13 protein-coding genes and 2 tRNA genes are annotated in these 17366 nt (G+C 62.7%); 4 read left to right on the plus strand and 11 right to left on the minus strand.

The features are described 5' to 3' along the window. The first annotated feature begins 149 nt into the window (after positions 1-149). Positions 150-830 carry a vitamin K epoxide reductase family protein gene (locus tag AC50X5_RS01000; RefSeq protein ID WP_494974334.1) on the plus strand — a complete coding sequence of 227 codons (681 nt, stop codon included), beginning with the start codon at positions 150-152 and terminating at the stop codon, positions 828-830. Positions 831-922: 92 nt separating this feature from the next. Here the strand turns inward: AC50X5_RS01000 and ndk are convergent, their stop codons facing one another. The 4 genes from ndk to ileS are packed head-to-tail and all read right to left on the minus strand — an operon-like array spanning position 923 to position 6552. Next, the gene (gene ndk, locus AC50X5_RS01005; RefSeq protein ID WP_494974335.1) at positions 923-1336 is read right to left on the minus strand and encodes a nucleoside-diphosphate kinase; all 414 of its coding nucleotides are present in this window, start codon (positions 1334-1336) and stop codon (positions 923-925) included. Positions 1337-1373: 37 nt separating this feature from the next. Beyond that, complete coding sequence (locus AC50X5_RS01010) at positions 1374-1826, minus strand: DUF4233 domain-containing protein (protein ID WP_494974336.1); 453 nt, start codon at positions 1824-1826, stop codon at positions 1374-1376. 3 nt (positions 1827-1829) lie between these two features. Next, positions 1830-3188, minus strand: coding sequence for a bifunctional folylpolyglutamate synthase/dihydrofolate synthase (locus AC50X5_RS01015; protein ID WP_494974337.1), 1359 nt, complete (start codon positions 3186-3188; stop codon positions 1830-1832). 4 nt (positions 3189-3192) lie between these two features. Next, positions 3193-6552, minus strand: coding sequence for an isoleucine--tRNA ligase (gene ileS, locus AC50X5_RS01020; RefSeq protein ID WP_494974338.1), 3360 nt, complete (start codon positions 6550-6552; stop codon positions 3193-3195). 416 nt (positions 6553-6968) lie between these two features. Here ileS and AC50X5_RS01025 point away from each other — a divergent pair, with 416 nt between their 5' ends. Continuing rightward, entirely contained in the window at positions 6969-8009 is a 1041-nt protein-coding gene (locus tag AC50X5_RS01025; protein WP_494974339.1) for an endonuclease/exonuclease/phosphatase family protein, read from the plus strand. Between the two features lie 19 nt (positions 8010-8028). On the opposite strand, the gene AC50X5_RS01030 is transcribed toward AC50X5_RS01025, so the two are convergent. Beyond that, on the minus strand, positions 8029-8835 hold the full coding sequence (locus tag AC50X5_RS01030; protein ID WP_494974340.1) for an SDR family oxidoreductase: 807 nt from the start codon (positions 8833-8835) through the stop codon (positions 8029-8031). 51 nt (positions 8836-8886) lie between these two features. On the opposite strand from AC50X5_RS01030, the gene valS reads away from it, so the two are divergent. After that, the gene (gene valS, locus AC50X5_RS01035; protein WP_494974341.1) at positions 8887-11508 is read left to right on the plus strand and encodes a valine--tRNA ligase; all 2622 of its coding nucleotides are present in this window, start codon (positions 8887-8889) and stop codon (positions 11506-11508) included. Positions 11509-11831: 323 nt separating this feature from the next. Here valS and AC50X5_RS01040 read toward each other — a convergent pair whose 3' ends face one another. The 6 genes from AC50X5_RS01040 to AC50X5_RS01065 form a co-directional block, all read right to left on the minus strand. Then, positions 11832-12446, minus strand: coding sequence for a mycothiol-dependent nitroreductase Rv2466c family protein (locus tag AC50X5_RS01040; RefSeq protein ID WP_494974342.1), 615 nt, complete (start codon positions 12444-12446; stop codon positions 11832-11834). 32 nt (positions 12447-12478) lie between these two features. After that, a complete protein-coding gene (gene clpX / locus AC50X5_RS01045) occupies positions 12479-13765 on the minus strand; it encodes an ATP-dependent Clp protease ATP-binding subunit ClpX (protein ID WP_494974343.1) in 1287 nt (428 codons plus the stop codon). A gap of 182 nt (positions 13766-13947) precedes the next feature. Further along, positions 13948-14607 carry an ATP-dependent Clp protease proteolytic subunit gene (locus tag AC50X5_RS01050; protein WP_493984742.1) on the minus strand — a complete coding sequence of 220 codons (660 nt, stop codon included), beginning with the start codon at positions 14605-14607 and terminating at the stop codon, positions 13948-13950. A gap of 37 nt (positions 14608-14644) precedes the next feature. Continuing rightward, complete coding sequence (locus AC50X5_RS01055; RefSeq protein WP_493984814.1) at positions 14645-15280, minus strand: ATP-dependent Clp protease proteolytic subunit; 636 nt, start codon at positions 15278-15280, stop codon at positions 14645-14647. A gap of 243 nt (positions 15281-15523) precedes the next feature. Continuing rightward, positions 15524-16927 carry a trigger factor gene (gene tig, locus AC50X5_RS01060; protein ID WP_494974344.1) on the minus strand — a complete coding sequence of 468 codons (1404 nt, stop codon included), beginning with the start codon at positions 16925-16927 and terminating at the stop codon, positions 15524-15526. 91 nt (positions 16928-17018) lie between these two features. Continuing rightward, a tRNA-Pro gene (locus AC50X5_RS01065) sits at positions 17019-17093 on the minus strand. 168 nt (positions 17094-17261) lie between these two features. Here AC50X5_RS01065 and AC50X5_RS01070 point away from each other — a divergent pair. Then, positions 17262-17335 (plus strand) — tRNA-Gly (locus AC50X5_RS01070). Positions 17336-17366: the final 31 nt, after the last annotated feature.

The following is a 17366-nucleotide window of genomic DNA, read 5'->3' on the forward strand; positions in this document are numbered from 1 at the left end:
CCCGAATGTGGATCGGCCTCCAGCCACGTTTATTCTCTCACACCGTCACAGGTTCAGGAGGTAGGCGTGAGCCCAAACTGGGACACATATTCAGCAGGCGGCGCTACAATCGCCCAAGGAGCACCCCAACCTAAGGACGCCGAATTTCCATGTCTAAGACCATTCCTGCCGGTGGGCCTGCGGACAACGCAGCAGCAACCGCCCCCGTCACGTCGACGGGCGGCACTTCCCCGGCCCTGCCTGCCCCGGCCCGGAACAAAAACATCGGCTGGCTGCTGGTGATCACCGGCGTCGTGGGTTGGCTTGCCTCCGGCGCGCTGGTCCTGGAGAAGCTGGAAACGCTCAAGGACCCCAACTACGTGACCGTCTGCGACGTAAACCCCTTTATATCCTGCGGGCAGGTGATGATGACCTGGCAGAGTTCGGTGTTCGGGTTCCCCAACATGTTCATGGGCATCGTGGCCTTTGCCGTGGTCATCACCACGGGGATGGCGCTGCTGGCCGGTGCCACGTTTGCGCGCTGGTATTGGCTAGGACTCCAGGCCGGGGTCACGCTGGGCTTCGCCTTTGTGGTGTGGCTGTGGTCCCAGGCGCTCTACGACATCGGCGTGCTCTGCCCGTTCTGCATGGTGGTGTGGGCGGCGATGATCCCGCTCTTTGTCTGGGTGACCATCCGCAATATCAGTGCGGGCGTGATCCCGCTGCCAGCCAGGGCAACCAAGCTTGTGGGAGATTCCGGCTGGATCATTGTGGCCCTGCTCTACGTCGCCGTCATCGCCTCGATTTTCTTCGCGTTTATCCAGATCTTCGCCGGAACTTCCGGCTTCTAGATAACTTTTCCTCAGCTGGAGCCACCGCCGGCATAACAGGAAAGGCCAATGTTCGCGATGAACATTGGCCTTTCCTGTCACTTTGATGAGGCTTAGAACCAGATCTTGATCTCGCGCTCGGCGGATTCCGGGGAATCCGAGCCGTGGACCAGGTTCTGCTGCACCTTCCCGCCCCAGTCGCGGCCGAAGTCGCCACGGATGGTACCGGGGGCGGCGGTAGTGGGATCAGTGGTCCCGGCCAGGGAGCGGAAACCCTCGATCACCCGGTGGCCTTCAAAAATCGCGGCCACGACGGGTCCGCAGAGCATAAATTCCACCAGGGGCTCATAGAACGGCTTGCCTACATGTTCCTCGTAGTGCTGCTCCAGGAGCTCACGGCTGGCGTGCACCTTTTTCAGTTCGGCCAGGGTGTAGCCCTTTGCTTCGATCCGGCCAAGGATGGCGCCCGTGAGGTTCCGGGCTACGCCGTCGGGCTTGATCAGTACCAGGGTGCGTTCAGTGGTCACAGCTGCTCCAATACATCGGGTGGTTTTGCTCGTTATTCTACGGTGCTGCCGGCGGCGGGGGCTCCGGGTGGCTGGCTTCCCATTCGGCCTGCTCCCGGGCCCGCTCGGCGGACTCCCGGTCTATCCGGGCGCCGGCCCGGAGGCCGTACCACCACGCGAGCGCGAACAGGAGCCCCACAACGAACATGGTGGGCTCGATGATGCCGGTCAGGATCAGGACCACCTGTAATGCCCAGCCAACCGTCATCCCCCAGGGCCGGGAAAGGACGGCGCAGGCGAACACCAGCACCAGGCTCAGCACGATGCCGACGGACAAGATGATGGCCGGCGGGAATTCGCCGCGCCGTAGTCCAAACACGGCCAGTGTTGCGAAGAAGGCCACGAATGCTTCCAGCAGGAGGACGGTGGAGGCGAACATGATTTTGGTGGACCGGCGTTTCTTTGGCATGCCGGGTCTCCATTCGCGCTGGGCTTTAGTCAGCTTCGCCATGGCCTAGGCCTCCGTCTTTCCCAGCAGGATCCGTGCTTCGGCAACGAGCGTGATGGAACCCGTCACCAGCACGCCGCCGGAGAGGTCCTCATTGGCTTCTGCCCGTTCCACAGCCCATTCCAAGGCGTCGTCCAGCTTCTCGGCGATGTGGATGTTGTCCTCGCCAAAGCCCATTTCAACGGCAAGTTCGGCCAGTTCGGCAGCTGGTACGGCGCGTGGCGAGTTTGACTGCGTAAAGCAGTATTCCTCGGCCAGCCCGCCGAGGGATTCCTTGAGCTGGCGCAGGATCTCTTCGGCGTCCTTTTCTTTGAGGACACCCACCACCGGCACCAGCCGGGTGAAGCTGAAAGCCTCCTCGATCGCTTCCGCTGACGCCCTGATGCCCTCCGGATTGTGGGCGGCGTCCACAATGATGGTGGGCGCGGTCCGGACCACCTCGAGACGGCCAGGCGACGTGACGCTGGCGAAGGCTTCCTGGAGCACCTCGGCGTCGAGCTCCTTTTCGCCGCCAAAGAATGCCTCAAGGGCTGCAACAGCGACGGCGGCATTCTGGGCCTGGTGCGCGCCGTGCAGGGGAATCAGAACCTCCGGGTACCGGCCTGCAATGCCCTGGATGGTCACCACCTGCCCGCCCACGGCGACCGTGCGGGATTCGACGCCGAACTCCACGCCTTCGAAGCGGAAGGGAACCTGTACCTCGCGGGCCTTCTCCAGCAGAACCTGGGCGGCGTCCACCGGCTGGGCGGCACTGACCAGATACCCGCCGGGTTTGATGATGCCCGCCTTTTCATACGCGATGTCCTCGGTGGTGTCACCCAGCAGGTCCGTGTGGTCCAGCGAGATGGGCGTGACGACGGAAACGAGCCCGTCCCCCACATTGGTGGCATCGGTGATTCCACCAAGGCCTACCTCGATGACGGCCACGTTGACTGGCTGGTCGGCGAAGACGGCGAAGCCCAGGATAGTGAGGCATTCGAAGTAGGTCAGGCGGGGTTCGCCGGCGGCCTCCAGTTCGGCGTCCACGATCTGCAGGTAAGGGCGGATCTCGTCCCAGATCCGGACAAACGTCTCGTCCGGCACCGGGTGCCCGTCAATACTGATCCGCTCCGTCACCTTGCTCAGGTGCGGACTGGTGTACCGGCCGGTGCTCAGGCCATGGGCGCGGAGCCCGGCCTCGATCATCCGGGCGGTGGAGGTCTTGCCGTTGGTGCCGGTCACGTGGATGATCGGGAAGGACTTGTTCGGCTCCCCGAGCACGTCCATGGCGCGGAACAGCGGAGCAAGCCGGGGTTCCATTTTGTTTTCCGGTGCGCGGCCCAGGAGCTCGGCGTAGACGCTCTCCACGGAGAATTCGTCACTCATAGGCTTAGGCCCCCACTTTTTCTTCAACTTTTTCTACAACGACGTCGGGGTCGGCAAGGTCTGCCGCTTCCGTTTCGAGCACCAGGGTCAAAGTCTCCACCTTGACCAGTTCGGCGTTGGCCGCCAGTGCGTCCACCACGTTCTGCCGTGCCTTGACCGTGGTTCGGATCCGGTCGCTGACGTTCAACCCTGCGTCCTTGCGGGCCTGCTGGATGGCACGGACCATGTCGCGCGCCATCCCTTCGGCTTCAAGTTCGGGGGTGACCTCGGTGTTGAGCACAACGAAGCCGCCGCCGGGCAGAACTGCTACAGCAGAAGATGCCCCCGCGCCGCCGTCGGACTCTGCAACAACGGTTTCCAGGCTGTATTCATGGGGTTCCAGCGCAAGTCCTCCCGCCGTCACCACACCCTGTTCGTCCACAGTCCAGTCGCCGGACTTGGAGCCCTTGATGGCCTGCTGGACGTTCTTGCCCAGGCGCGGGCCTGCGGCGCGTGCGTTGACGACCAGCTTCTGCTGGATCCCGAATTCCTCCGGAGAGGCGGTTGCGGCGTCCAGCAACCGGACCGAGCGGAGGTTCAGTTCATCCGCGACGACGGCGGCAAAACCCTGCAGCGAATCCGCGCCGGGTGCCACCACAGTCAGTTCCTGCAGCGGGAGGCGTACCCGAAGGTTGGCGGCCTTGCGGAGTGACGATCCGGTGGAGCAGATCTGCTGCACCCGGTCCATCGCCTCCACCAGGTCCGGGTTGGCGGGGAACAGCGAAGCATCTGGCCAGTCGGCCAGGTGCACGGATCGGCCGCCGGTGAGGCCGCGCCAGATCTCCTCGGACACCAGCGGCAGCAAGGACGCTGACACCCGGCACACTGTCTCCAGTGCCGTGAACAGGGCGTCGAACGCGTCAGTGCTTTCGTCGAAGAAGCGCTGGCGGCTGCGGCGGACGTACCAGTTGGTGAGCATGTCCAGGTAGCTGCGCACAGCATCGCAGGCTCCGGAGATGTCGTACTCGTCCATGCGGGCGGTGATGGTGCGCACCAGGTCTCCCGTGTTGGCCATCAGGTACTGGTCCAGGGTGTCGCTGTAGCCGTCGTAACGAAGCGTGGCGTCATAACCTTCCGCTTGCCCATCCACTGCGTTGGAGGCGTTCGTGTACAGCGTGAAGAAGCTGTACACGTTCCAGAGCGGCAGGATGACCTGGCGCACGCCGTCGCGGATGCCCTGTTCGGTGACCACCAGGTTGCCGCCGCGGAGGATCGGGCTGGCCATCAGGAACCACCGCATCGCATCGGAACCGTCGCGGTCCAGGACCTCGGTGACGTCGGGGTAGTTGCGCAGGCTCTTGGACATCTTCTGGCCGTCCGAGCCCAGCACGATCCCGTGGCTGATGACGTTGCGGAACGCCGGGCGGTCAAACAGTGCCGTAGACAGGATGTGCAGCATGTAGAACCAGCCCCGGGTCTGGCCGATGTACTCCACAATGAAGTCGGCCGGGTTGTGGGTGTCGAACCATGCTTCGTTCTGGAACGGGTAGTGCACCTGGCCGTAAGGCATGGAACCGGAGTCGAACCACACGTCCAGGACGTCCTCCACGCGGCGCATCACGGACTGGCCCTCCTCGGGAGTCCGCGGATCGTCCGGGTTGGGGCGGGTGAGTTCGTCGATGAACGGCCGGTGCAGGTCCACCTGGCCGTCATTGTTCAGCGGCAGCCTGCCGAAGTCTGCCTCGATCTCCGCGAGGGAGCCGTACACATCGGTGCGCGGGTACTCGGGGTCGCTGGACTCCCACACCGGGATGGGGCTTCCCCAGTAGCGGTTGCGGCTGATGGACCAGTCGCGGGCGTTGGCCAGCCACTTGCCGAACTGGCCGTCTTTGACGTTGCCGGGGATCCAGTTGATGTCCTGGTTGAGCTCGGACATCCGGTCCTTGAACTTGGTTACCTCCACGTACCAGGAGGAGACCGCACGGTAGATCAGCGGGTTGCGGCAGCGCCAGCAGTGCGGGTAGCTGTGTTCGTAGCTCGCCTGGCGCACCAGCCGGCCCTGGGCGCGCAGCACCTGGGTGATGGGCTTGTTGGCCTCGAACACCTGCAGGCCGACGATGTCGTGAAGGTCGCCGCCGGCGAACAAGGGCAGGAACTTTGCGCCCTCGTCGACCGAAAGCACCACCGGGATTCCTGCTTCCTCGCAGATCTTCTGGTCCTCTTCACCGTAGGCCGGCGCCTGGTGGACCAGGCCGGTACCGTCGGTGGTGGTGACGTAGTCCGCCACCAGGATGCGCCAGGCGTTCTGGGTGCCGTACTTTTCGGTGTCGGCGAAGTCGTGCCACAGCGGCTGGTACTCCAGGCCCTCGAGCTCGGTGCCGTTGTGGGTGGAGACAACGGCGGCCTGTGCAGCCGCGGCGTCGTCATAGCCCAGATCCTTGGCATAGCTTCCCACCAGGTCCGCGGCCAGCAGGAAGCTGCCATTCACCGGAGCGTCTGCTGATGCTGCCTTGATACCGTTCGGACCGACCGGCAGGACGGCATAGGAGATGGAAGGGCCGACGGCGAGCGCGGCATTGGTGGGCAGCGTCCAGGGCGTGGTGGTCCAGGCGAGTGCCTGCACGCCTTCAAGCGTTCTGGACAGTTCCGATTCGCCCGCCTTGATCGGGAAGGTCACGGTGACGGTCTGGTCCTGGCGGTTCTTGTAAACGTCGTCGTCCATGCGCAGCTCATGGTTGGACAGCGGGGTCTCGTCCTTCCAGCAGTACGGCAGCACGCGGTAGCCGTTGTAGGTCAGGCCCTTCTCGTGCAGCTGCTTGAAGGCCCAGAGCACGGACTCCATGTACTCAACGTTGAGCGTCTTGTAGTCGTTCTCGAAGTCCACCCAGCGGGCCTGGCGGCTGACGTAGTCCTTCCACTCGCCGGCGTACTTCATCACGGAAGCACGGCAGGCGTCGTTGAACTTGTCGATGCCCATGGCCTCGATCTGGGTCTTGTCGGTCATGCCCAGCTGCTTCATGGCTTCCAGTTCGGCGGGCAGGCCGTGGGTGTCCCAGCCAAAGCGGCGCTCCACACGCTTGCCGCGCTGTGTCTGGTAGCGGGCGACGAGATCCTTGACGTAGCCGGTCAGCAGGTGACCGTAGTGCGGCAGGCCGTTGGCGAAGGGCGGGCCGTCGTAGAAAACAAACTCATTGCTTCCCGGAGCTCCGCCGGGGAGTTCGGCCGGGCGCTGGTCAATGCTGGCCTGGAACGTACCATCTTCATCCCAGTACTTGAGGATCCGTTCCTCGATCTCCGGGAATTTCACGGAGGCGGATACGCCCGCTGCACCTCTTTTCGAGTGGGTGCCGACGGTAGTGGCTGAAGCCTTGGGGTAGTACGTCATTCTCATCATCCTGGGTTGAGCTGGTGAACCGGGCAGGATCGCTGCCAGGCTCCGTTCAGGATGCGAGGACGGTTCATGCCGCGCCCTTGGGCGTTGCACCTGCCGCGGTACCACCTCACTTGCCCACTTCGGAACGGGACTTCCTGACGAAAGTCCGCTCCGGCGTCGGCCGCTCATTACTGCTGTGACGGGCTTACCCGTCCGGTTCTACTGACGCAATCTGCCAGTTCCCTGGCGGACCGCGCGTTCTTCCGGAAGCTCACCGGTGATAGCCGGGTCGAAGCTGTCTTTTCAGTCTACTATCGCCGCAGCTTATCCCGCCATTCGCTGCCACGGCCGGCGGCCCCGCCGCTTCAGCGACACAAGCGTTACATCTTTTGGAAAAGTGGTGCGATCTGTTGCCTAGACTCGTTCCCATGACTGCTACCACCGGCACCGGCAACGACACAGTCCCCGGAACACGCTCGGCAGTGATCTTTGGCTGGTTCGCCGTCCTGGCGGCCGTGCCCGTGCTGGTGCTGTCGGTTTTCCGTGCCATCCCGGCCGAATGGCCTGTCCTGGTGGTCCAACTGCTGGCGTTCACTCCGTGGCTTGCTGTTCCCGCCGTGTGCGCCCTGGCCTTTGCACTCCTGTCCCGGCGCCGCTGGATGCAGATAGTCACGGGCGCCCTGGTGGCCTGCCAGCTGTTCTGGCTGTTCCCGCCCGATGCCGGACGTCCTGCCCAGGCTGACGCCGCCGGCCGCCCGGCCGTTGAGGTGAACGTCATGAACATCAATGCGGAGTTCGGACAAGCGGATGCGGGCAGCATCGTGCAATTGGTCCGGGACAACGGCATTGGACTCCTGACCATTCAGGAACATACTTTGGGCTTGCAGGAAAGGCTCTCCAGGGAGGGATTGGAGCGGATACTCCCCTTCAGGATCAGTGATCCTACTGACGACGGTGCCGGGAGCGCGACCTACTCACGCTATCCACTGGAGCACGCCGGCCTGATCCCCGATACGCCCTTCCAGATGCCGACGGTGCGGTTGACGGCAGGCTCAGGTGGATCCGTTGCCGTTCTGGAAGTGACAAATGTCCATGCCCTGCCGCCGGTGGATGTGAGGGTGGCCCAGTGGCGCAGCGACCTTGACGCCATAGGAAGAGTGGGCCAGGGGCCGGGCCACCGGCTCCTGGCTGGTGATTTCAATGCCACGCTGGACCACGCCGAGTTCCGCAGGATCCTGTCGCCCGGCCCTACCGATAGTGCAGAAAGGGCCGGCATGGCTGACGTGGCAGCAGCAGCCGGTTCGCGGCTGGTCCCCACCTGGCCCATGGAAGGACAGTTATTGCCGGGCATCGCGATCGACCACCTGGTGACCAGCGCGGGCGTGGGCAGTTCCGCTTATGCCGTCCATACCGTGCCAGGTACGGATCACGCCGCCATCATGGCCACCCTCAGCATTCCGGCGGCCTGACCGGCCCTCCCGGTGCCCGTTAGCTGGGTTTGCGGATCAGCTTATGGTTGGCCGCCTGCGCAACCGGACGGATCACAATCTGGTCCAGGTTCACGTGGTGCGGGGCACTCACGGCGTACCTGACGACGTCGGCAACATCCCCGGCAGTAAGGGGCTTTTCAACGCCCTGGTACACCTTTTCCGCGGCAGCCTGGCTGCCCAGCCGCTTTAGCGCGAATTCCTCGGTCTGGACCAGGCCTGGTGCCACCTCAATAACGCGGACGTTGTGTTCCGCTTCTTCCAGCCGGAGCGCTACGGTCATCGCATGCTGGGCGAACTTGGCCGCGTTATAGCCGGCCCCGCCTTCGTAGGCGGCAAGTCCCGCCGTCGACGTCAGGTTCAACACGGTGCCTTCACCGTTTGCCCGCAGTTGCGGCAGGAAAGCACGGATGAGTTTCATGGTGCCCAGCACGTTGACCTGGTACATCCAATCCCAGTCCTCAACTTTCGCCTCGCCAATCCGGTCCGCCCCGCGGGCGCCTCCGGCAATGTTGATGAGTGTTCCCGCACCACCTGCGTCGGAGACGGTCTGCAGGACACGTTCGACGTCGGCGTCGTCAGTAATATCCGCCGGCACGGCTACCGCACCGGTCTCCTGTTCCAGCTCCTCGAGCCGGTCCGCCCGCCGGGCGACCGCGAAGACCGTCCAGCCATCCGCCCGCAGGGCGCGCACCGTAGCCTCGCCGATTCCGGTGCTGGCCCCGGTGACGACTGCCGCCTTTTCCGATGCGGCCTTTTCCGGTGCGTCCTTTTCCGGTGCTGTCTTGTCCTGGGAATCGTCAGTCATGGCACCACCCTAACGGCATCGAGCAGGTGCGGGCCATGAAACAATTGGGGAATGGCTGAATCCACGCAGGGCATAGACACGCCCGAAACCGCCCCTATCAACGTCCCCGACAAGCCTGCCCTTGAGGGCCTCGAAGCTGCCCTCACGCGGCGCTGGCTTAGCGAAGGCACCTACAAGTTCAACCCGGACACCACACGGGAGCAGGTCTACTCGATCGACACTCCCCCGCCCACCGCATCGGGTTCGCTGCACGTGGGGCACATGTTCTCCTACACACAAACAGACGTCCTGGCCCGCTACCAGCGCATGAACGGCAAGAACGTCTTCTACCCCATGGGCTGGGACGACAACGGCCTGCCCACCGAACGCCGCGTGCAGAACTACTACGGCGTCCGTTGCGACCCGTCCATCCCGTACAACCCTGACTACCGTGCGCCTGCGCAGCCTGCGAAGAACCAGCGGGACTTCGACGTCGTCTCCCGCCGGAACTTCATCGAGCTCTGTGAAGAACTTGCCGTGGAGGACGAGAAGGTCTTCGAAAATCTGTTCCAGACCCTTGGCCTGTCCGTGGACTGGGAGCTCACCTACCGCACCATCGACGACAACTCGCGGGCAGTCTCGCAGCGCGCCTTCCTGGCCAACCTGGCTGCCGGGGACGCCTATATGGCAGAAGCGCCTACTCTGTGGGACGTAACCTTCCGCACGGCCGTTGCCCAGGCCGAGCTTGAAGACCGCGAAGTAGCAGGCGCCTACTACCGCTATCCCTTCTTCACCGAAGACGGCGAAAAGGTCTACATCGAGACCACCCGTCCTGAACTGCTGGCCGCCTGCGCCGCGCTGGTTGCCAACCCCGACGACGAACGGTACCAGCCGCTGTTCGGCAAGAAGGTCACGTCCCCGGTATTCGGTGTTGAGGTTGAGGTCAGGGCCCACCCGCTGGCCAAGGCAGACAAGGGCTCCGGCATCGCCATGGTCTGTACCTTCGGCGACCTGACCGACGTCACCTGGTGGCGCGAGCTGCAACTGCCCACGCGTGCCATCGTGGGCCGGGACGGCCGGATCATCAGTGAAGCTCCTGAGTGGATCACCACCGGCGCCGGTCGCGAGGCGTTCGCCGCCATCGCCGGCAAGACCGTTTTCAGCGCCAAGGAAGAAGTGGTGAAACTTCTCGGTGCTTCCGGGCTGCTCGATGGCGAGCCCAAGAAGATCATGCACCCCGTGAACTTCTACGAAAAAGGCGACAAGCCCCTCGAAGTTGTCACCTCGCGCCAGTGGTACATCCGCAACGGCGGAAGGGACGAGGAACGCCGGGAGAGGCTGATCGCGCGTGGGCACGAAATCAACTTCCACCCGGCCTTCATGCGATCGCGCTACGAGAACTGGATTTCAGGGCTGAACGGGGACTGGCTGGTATCCCGTCAGCGCTTCTTCGGCGTGCCGATTCCGGTCTGGTACCCCCTGGACGCGGACGGCAATCCCGACTACGACTCCCCCATCGTTCCGTCGGACGAGCAACTCCCCGTGGATCCCGCAGCTGATGCCGCTCCCGGCTTCGATGAGGCCCAGCGTGACGTGCCCGGCGGCTTTACCGGAGACGCCGACATCCTCGACACCTGGGCCACGTCCTCGCTCACGCCCAAGATCGTGGGCGGCTGGAAGCGTGACGAGCAGCTCTTCGGCAAGGTTTACCCGTTTGACCTCCGCCCCCAGGGCCACGACATCATCCGGACCTGGCTGTTCTCCTCCGTGGTGCGCGCAGATGCCCTGGAGAACTGCGCACCGTGGAAGCACGCCGCCATTTCAGGCTGGATCCTGGACCCGGACCGCAAGAAGATGTCCAAGTCCAAGGGCAACGTGGTGGTACCCACCGACGTGCTGGAGGAATATGGCTCGGATGCTGTGCGCTACTGGGCAGCCTCGGCAAAGCTCGGGGCTGACACGGCCTACGAAATTGCCCAGATGAAGATCGGCCGCCGCCTGGCCATCAAGCTCCTGAACGCCTCCAAGTTCGTCCTGAACCTGGGTGCCACGGAGAACTCGGTGGTTTCCCACGACCTGGCAGTCGTGACCAATCCCCTGGACCGCGCCGTCCTGGCGCAGCTCTCAGAGGTTGTGGCGCAGTCAACCAAGGCATTCGAGAACTATGACTACGCCCGGGCACTGCAGATTACGGAGAGCTTCTTCTGGCAGTTCACGGACGACTATGTGGAACTCATCAAGGACCGCGCCTACGGTGCCGCGGGTGAGCAGGAACAGGCCTCGGTGCTGGCTGCCCTGGCCACTACCCTGGACACCCTGTTGCGGCTCTTTGCCCCGTTCCTGCCGTTTGCCACGGAAGAGGTCTGGAGTTGGTGGCGGAACGGCTCCGTCCACCAGGCCAACTGGCCGGCTTCCCTGGACGTAACTGGCGGCGACACCACCATGCTGGCCACGGTGGGACAAGCCCTCAGCGGCGTGCGCAAGGCGAAGTCTGAGGCCAAGGTCAAGCAGCGTACCGAGGTGTTGTCCGCGACCATTACTGCATCCGAGTTGCTGACGACGCAGCTGAAGGCAGGCCTTGGTGACCTCAAGGCGGCCTCCAATGCCCGCGACATCACGCTGGTTGCCGGCGATGTGGAGCTGACCGTCAGTGACGTCCAGCTGGCTCCGGCCGAGGAGCCTTCCCAGGCATAAGCCGCCCGCTGCCGACCCCCTGTTTTTGGGCAAAGGGGAAGCCCCATCAGCGTTTTGCCGTTGGTGGGGCTTCGACTTTCGGCCATCTGGTGACGACTTGCTGGTCTGGCAGGATCCTCAGAGCTCCAGGTCTTCCTACCACGTCACTGGTAGCTTGTATCTGACTTTGACGATGGCTGCGTCAGATACACATCACTGAATCTTTGGTTCCTGCGTCCCTCTTCTTTCGAAGTGGGTAAGAACCATTGTGGTCCTGCCCGCCAGGGTACGCAAGAGCCCCGGAAGAACTACATCCAAGTAGTTCTTCCGGGGCTCTTTTGCGTTCAGTCGAAGGCGGGCCGCTCAGTGCGGCTGCGCTTAATCTCAAAGAAATGCGGGTAGGAAGCCAGCGTAACGGTGGCGTCCCAGAGACGGCCGGCTTCCTCACCGCGCGGGATGCGCGTCAGCACCGGGCCGAAGAAAGCGGTGCCGTTGAACGCCACCACAGGCGTGCCGACATCCTGGCCAACCAGGGAGATGCCTTCCTCATGGCTGGCCCGCAATTGGGTGTCGTACTCGTCCGTGCCGGCCGCTTCTGCCAATGCGGCCGGTAATCCGCAGTCTGCCAGGGCCTTGCTGATGACCAGGGCGCGGTCCTTCTCGCCGCCGTCGTGGATCAGGCTGCCCATGGCGTCGTACAGCGGCTTGATCACAGCATCGCCGTGCTGCTCCTTCGCTGCGATGATGACCCGGACCATCCCCCAGCCGTTATCCATGGATTCGCGGTAGGCCGGTTCCAGCTCGCGTCCTTCATTGAGGACGGAAAGGCTCATCACGTGCCATTCGGTCTTGATGTTGCGGACCTGTTCCACCTCGCCGATCCAGCGGGAGGTGATCCAAGCGAAGGGGCACAGCGGATCGAACCAGAAATCGGCGCGGTTCAGTGAGGTTTCAGTCATGGGATCCTTGACGTTTGGTGAGCGGAGTACCCTCAGGCGGACTTACGCCGCTTTGCGGGAGGTTCGTGTTCAATGAGCGCAGGTTCGGCGCCGTTGAGGACAACGTCCGCGTTGATCACAACGCTGGCGATGTCCTGCCGGCTGGGGAGGTCGAACATGACGGGGAGGAGGACTTCCTCCATGATGGCCCTGAGGCCGCGTGCGCCAGTGCCCCGCTCGAGTGCCTGGTCGGCGATTGCTTCCAACGCGCCATCATCAATGACGAGTTCGACGCCGTCGATCTGGAACATCTTCTGGTACTGCTTGACCAGGGCGTTCTTGGGCGTGGACAGAATCTGCATCAGGGCGTCGCGGTCCAGATTGGAGACGGTGGTGATGACCGGCAGGCGGCCAATGAATTCCGGGATCAGCCCGAACTTCAGGAGGTCCTCCGGCATCACCTCGCCGTAGGAATCGGCATTTTTGCTGACCTCATTCAGGGGGGCGCCAAACCCGATCCCCTTACGGCCGGAGCGCGAGCCGATGATCTCTTCCAGCCCGGCGAAAGCACCTGCCACGATGAACAACACGTTGGTGGTGTCGATCTGGATGAATTCCTGGTGCGGATGCTTCCGGCCGCCCTGGGGCGGTACCGAAGCGACTGTCCCCTCGAGGATCTTCAGGAGTGCCTGCTGGACGCCTTCGCCGGAGACGTCGCGGGTAATGGACGGGTTCTCGCTCTTGCGGGAAATTTTGTCGATCTCATCGATGTAGATGATTCCCTGTTCGGCCTTTTTGACGTCATAGTCAGCGGCCTGGATGAGTTTCAGGAGAATGTTCTCCACGTCTTCCCCAACGTAGCCGGCCTCCGTAAGTGCGGTGGCATCCGCGACGGCGAAGGGAACGTTGAGCCTGCGGGCAAGAGTCTGTGCCAGGTAGGTTTTCCCGCAGCCGGTGGGGCCGATGAGGAGAATATTGGACTTGGCAATCTCGACGTCGTCGTGGTGTCCGCCGTCCGCGAGGCTGCTGCTCTTGGGGGCGTGGCCGGCCTGGATCCGCTTGTAGTGGTTATAGACGGCGACAGCAAGCGAACGTTTGGCGGGTTCCTGGCCAATGACGTATTCCTGCAGGAAGTCGAAAATCTCGCGGGGCTTGGGAAGTTCGAAGCTGCCCAGGTCTGCTACCTCTGCAAGCTCTTCTTCGATAATCTCGTTGCAGAGCTCGATGCATTCGTCGCAGATATAGACGCCGGGACCGGCAATCAGCTTGCGGACCTGCTTCTGGCTCTTGCCACAGAAAGAGCACTTCAACAGATCGGTGCTCTCGCCAATCCGAGCCATGTGGGAACCCCTTAGTTTCTTGCCGCCGATGCAGCAATGCACCGTTTGCTTGTAGTTCCGTCCTGCCGGGTTGCCCGGCAGTGACAACATCCACTCTAGGTCACATTGGACGTCTTGGGTGGAATGCGAACGCCGGTGCGGCCCAAAAAAACAGGGCTGCACCGGCGTCCGGGGCACTCATCCTAACGGGTGATTGCCTGTGGCTTGATCTTGCGCGAGTCGAGCACCTGGTCGATCAGGCCATAATTCATGGCCTCGGCGGCGGTCAGGATCTTGTCGCGTTCGATGTCGTTGTTGACCTGTTCAGACGTCCGGCCCGAGTGGTGGGCCAGGGTGTCTTCCAGCCAGGAACGCATCCGCATGACTTCTGCGGCCTGGATCTCGAGGTCAGAGGCCTGACCGCCCTGCCCGCCGGACAGAGCCGGCTGGTGGATGAGGACGCGTGCGTTCGGCAGCGCGAGCCGCTTCCCGGGGGTACCGGCGGCGAGCAGGACGGCCGCTGCACTGGCGGCCTGGCCGAGGCAAACGGTCTGAATTTCCGGCCGGATGTACTGCATGGTGTCGTAGATGGCCGTCATGGCCGTGAAGGAACCACCCGGCGAGTTGATGTACAGCGTGATATCGCGGTCCGGGTCCGTGGACTCCAGAACCAGCAACTGCGCCATCACGTCATCGGCAGAGGCGTCGTCCACCTGCACGCCGAGGAAGATGATGCGGTCCTCGAAGAGCTTGGTGTAGGGGTCCTGGCGCTTGAAGCCATAAGGCGTGCGCTCTTCGAACTGGGGCAGGACGTAGCGGCTGGTAGGCAGGTTGCCGGCAGACGATCCGAAGTTGTAGTTCATGTGTGGTTGCTCCTGATCTTGGATTCTGAATGCCGGATTACTGCTCGGACGACTGCTGCGCGTCAGATGAGCTGTTTGAGCCGTTAGAGGTACCGCCGCCGCCTGACACCGAACTTGCATGGCCGGCGATCTTGTCGAAGAAGCCGTATTCAAGCGCCTGCTGAGCGGTAAACCACTTGTCGCGGTCGTTGTCCCGAAGGATGGTCTCCACGGTCTGCCCGGTCTGTTCTGCGGTGAGCTCAGCCATGACCTTCTTCATGTGCAGGATGAGTTCTGCCTGGATCTTGATGTCCGAGGCTGTGCCGCCAATGCCGCCGGAGGGCTGGTGCATCAGCACGCGGGCGTTCGGGGTGGCGTAACGCTTGCCCTTGGTACCCGAAGACAACAGGAACTGGCCCATCGATGCGGCCAGGCCGGTAGCGACGGTAACGACGTCGTTCGGGATGAACTGCATGGTGTCATAAATGGCCATGCCGGCCGTGACGGAGCCGCCGGGCGAGTTGATGTAGAGGTAGATGTCCTTGTCCGGGTTTTCGGCCGAGAGGAGCAGCAGCTGTGAGCAGATGGCGTTGGCGTTGTCATCGCGCACTTCGGAGCCGAGCCAGATAATGCGCTCTTTCAACAGGCGGTTGTAGATGTAGTTGTCCTGGCTGGCTGGATCAACCGTAGCCATCCGGGGTGACTGTGCGTGCTCTGACATGTGTTCTTACCTCTCGCTGGTGACGGTGACATCACGTAACTTCACTACTTGGACACTAACCGGTTTCAGGGCGGTTTTGTTCGCACACGTTGGGCTGTTCGCTGACGGCGCACGATTGCGCCGCGGGCATAATGGCGCAAAAAAGCACGGCCCCCGGATCCGGGATCCAGGGGCCGTGCGATTGCCGGAAATGTCAGCTGCAAAGCTGCCGGGCTGTTAGAACTTGGCTGCTGCCGGGTCGTCGCTGGAGACGGTCTCATCGGCTGCAGCTGCCTCTTCGGAGGCCTCAGCGTTTACGTCTTCAGCCTCGACGGCGGGAGCCTCTTCGCCCCCGGGACGCACGAATTCGCTCAGGTCAACAGCGTTGCCCTCGGAATCGGTCACCGTTGCCTGGCCCAGCACTACTGCAAGGGCCTTGCGGCGGCGAACCTCGGAAACCATCATCGGAACCTGGCCGCTCTGATCGATGATCTGGGCGAACTGGTTCGGGTCCATGCCGTACTGGCTGGCCGTGCTGACGATGTAGTCGATCAGCTCGTTCTGGCTGACATTGACTTCTTCTTTTTCAGCAATGGCGTCCAGGATGATCTCGTTCTGGAAGGCCCGGGCAGTGTTGGCCTTGACCTCTTCGCGGTGTTCCTCAGTGTCGTGCTCGCCGTCGCCGTGGCCATTGCCTTCCTTGAAGTGAGCTTCGAGCTGCTCTTCAACGACCGAGTCCGGAACCGGAACCTCGATCATTTCAACAAGCTTGTCCAGGACCTTGTCGCGGGCTTCTACGCCCTGCTCGACAACCTTGGACTCGGCAGCCTGCTTGGCGAGGTCCGCGCGCAGCTCTTCGAGGGTGTCGAACTCGGAAGCCAGCTGGGCGAAGTCATCGTTGGCTTCAGGGAGTTCGCGGATCTTCACGGACTTGACGACGACCTTCACCTGGGCGGCTTCGCCGGCGTGCTCGCCGCCCACCAAGGTGGTGTCGAAGATGGCTTCTTCGTCGGCGGACAGGCCGGTAACGGCCTCGTCCATGCCTTCAAGCATGGTGGCTGCGCCTACCTGGTAGGACAGGCCGGAAGCGGAATCAACCTCTTCACCGTCAATGGTGGCGGTGATGTCGATAGTCAGGAAGTCATCGTTGGCAGCAGGACGGTCAACGGACTTCAGCGTGCCGAAGCGGCCACGAAGTTCATCAAGGGCCTTGTCGACGTCGGCCTCGGAGGACTCAGCGGCTGCGACCTCGACCTTGATGCCGGCGTAGTCCGGAAGTTCAACCTCGGGACGGACATCAACCTCGGCGTGGAACTTCAGCTCACCATCGGTGGAGGACGGGTCCGGAACCTCGGTGATTTCGACCTCGGGACGGCTCAGGGGGCGGATGCCGGATTCCTGGACGGCGGCCTGGTACCAGCCGTTGAGGCCCTCGTTGATGGCCGTCTCCAGCACGTAACCGCGGCCAACCCGCTGGTCGATCAGCTTGGACGGGACCTTGCCCTTGCGGAAACCGGGGACCTGGATCTGCGAAGCAACAGTCTTGTATGCCTCGTCGATGCTGGGCTTCAATTCCTCAAAGGGGACCTCAACATTGAGCTTAACCCGCGTGGGGGTGAGGTTCTCGACAGCGCTCTTCACAGTCTAAGTACTCCTGGTTTTGTGGTGGTGGGTTCTGCAAACGCCCTGTACTGAAACGTCCTGGCCAGGCCGTGTGGACCGGGCCGCAGAGTCGGGGTGACAGGATTTGAACCTGCGACTTCCTGCTCCCAAAGCAGGTGCTCTAGCCAAGCTGAGCTACACCCCGTAAGTGCACAGGCAAGTCTACGGTCATTCGGGTCCACTTTGCACATTTGACACGTGGGGGATGAATTAGGTTTAGTTGTACCCGGCTTGAACAGCCGACCGGAAAACACCAGGCAGCCGGAATCAAGTACTTGATATCAGGCAAGTACAATGGATGCCAGCGGTTCCCGGGGACGTAGCTTAATGGTAAAGCCTCAGTCTTCCAAACTGATTACGCGGGTTCGATTCCCGTCGTCCCCTCCATCTGACAGCAGGGCTCCTCCTTGAGGGCCCT

The organism is Pseudarthrobacter sp. MDT1-40-2 (assembly GCF_059383595.1).

What these genes read in the sequence shown, in the direction of transcription:
- AC50X5_RS01010 (WP_494974336.1), bottom strand. Translation starts at nt 1,826, where the DNA reads ATGGCGAAGCTGACTAAAGCCCAGCGCGAATGGAGACCCGGCATGCCA.
- AC50X5_RS01055 (WP_493984814.1), bottom strand. Translation starts at nt 15,280, where the DNA reads ATGGCTACGGTTGATCCAGCCAGCCAGGACAACTACATCTACAACCGC.
- AC50X5_RS01040 (WP_494974342.1), bottom strand. Translation starts at nt 12,446, where the DNA reads ATGACTGAAACCTCACTGAACCGCGCCGATTTCTGGTTCGATCCGCTG.
- AC50X5_RS01025 (WP_494974339.1), top strand. Translation starts at nt 6,969, where the DNA reads ATGACTGCTACCACCGGCACCGGCAACGACACAGTCCCCGGAACACGC.
- valS (WP_494974341.1), top strand. Translation starts at nt 8,887, where the DNA reads ATGGCTGAATCCACGCAGGGCATAGACACGCCCGAAACCGCCCCTATC.
- AC50X5_RS01030 (WP_494974340.1), bottom strand. Translation starts at nt 8,835, where the DNA reads ATGACTGACGATTCCCAGGACAAGACAGCACCGGAAAAGGACGCACCG.
- AC50X5_RS01015 (WP_494974337.1), bottom strand. Translation starts at nt 3,188, where the DNA reads ATGAGTGACGAATTCTCCGTGGAGAGCGTCTACGCCGAGCTCCTGGGC.
- AC50X5_RS01050 (WP_493984742.1), bottom strand. Translation starts at nt 14,607, where the DNA reads ATGAACTACAACTTCGGATCGTCTGCCGGCAACCTGCCTACCAGCCGC.
- AC50X5_RS01000 (WP_494974334.1), top strand. Translation starts at nt 150, where the DNA reads ATGTCTAAGACCATTCCTGCCGGTGGGCCTGCGGACAACGCAGCAGCA.
- clpX (WP_494974343.1), bottom strand. Translation starts at nt 13,765, where the DNA reads ATGGCTCGGATTGGCGAGAGCACCGATCTGTTGAAGTGCTCTTTCTGT.
- ileS (WP_494974338.1), bottom strand. Translation starts at nt 6,552, where the DNA reads ATGACGTACTACCCCAAGGCTTCAGCCACTACCGTCGGCACCCACTCG.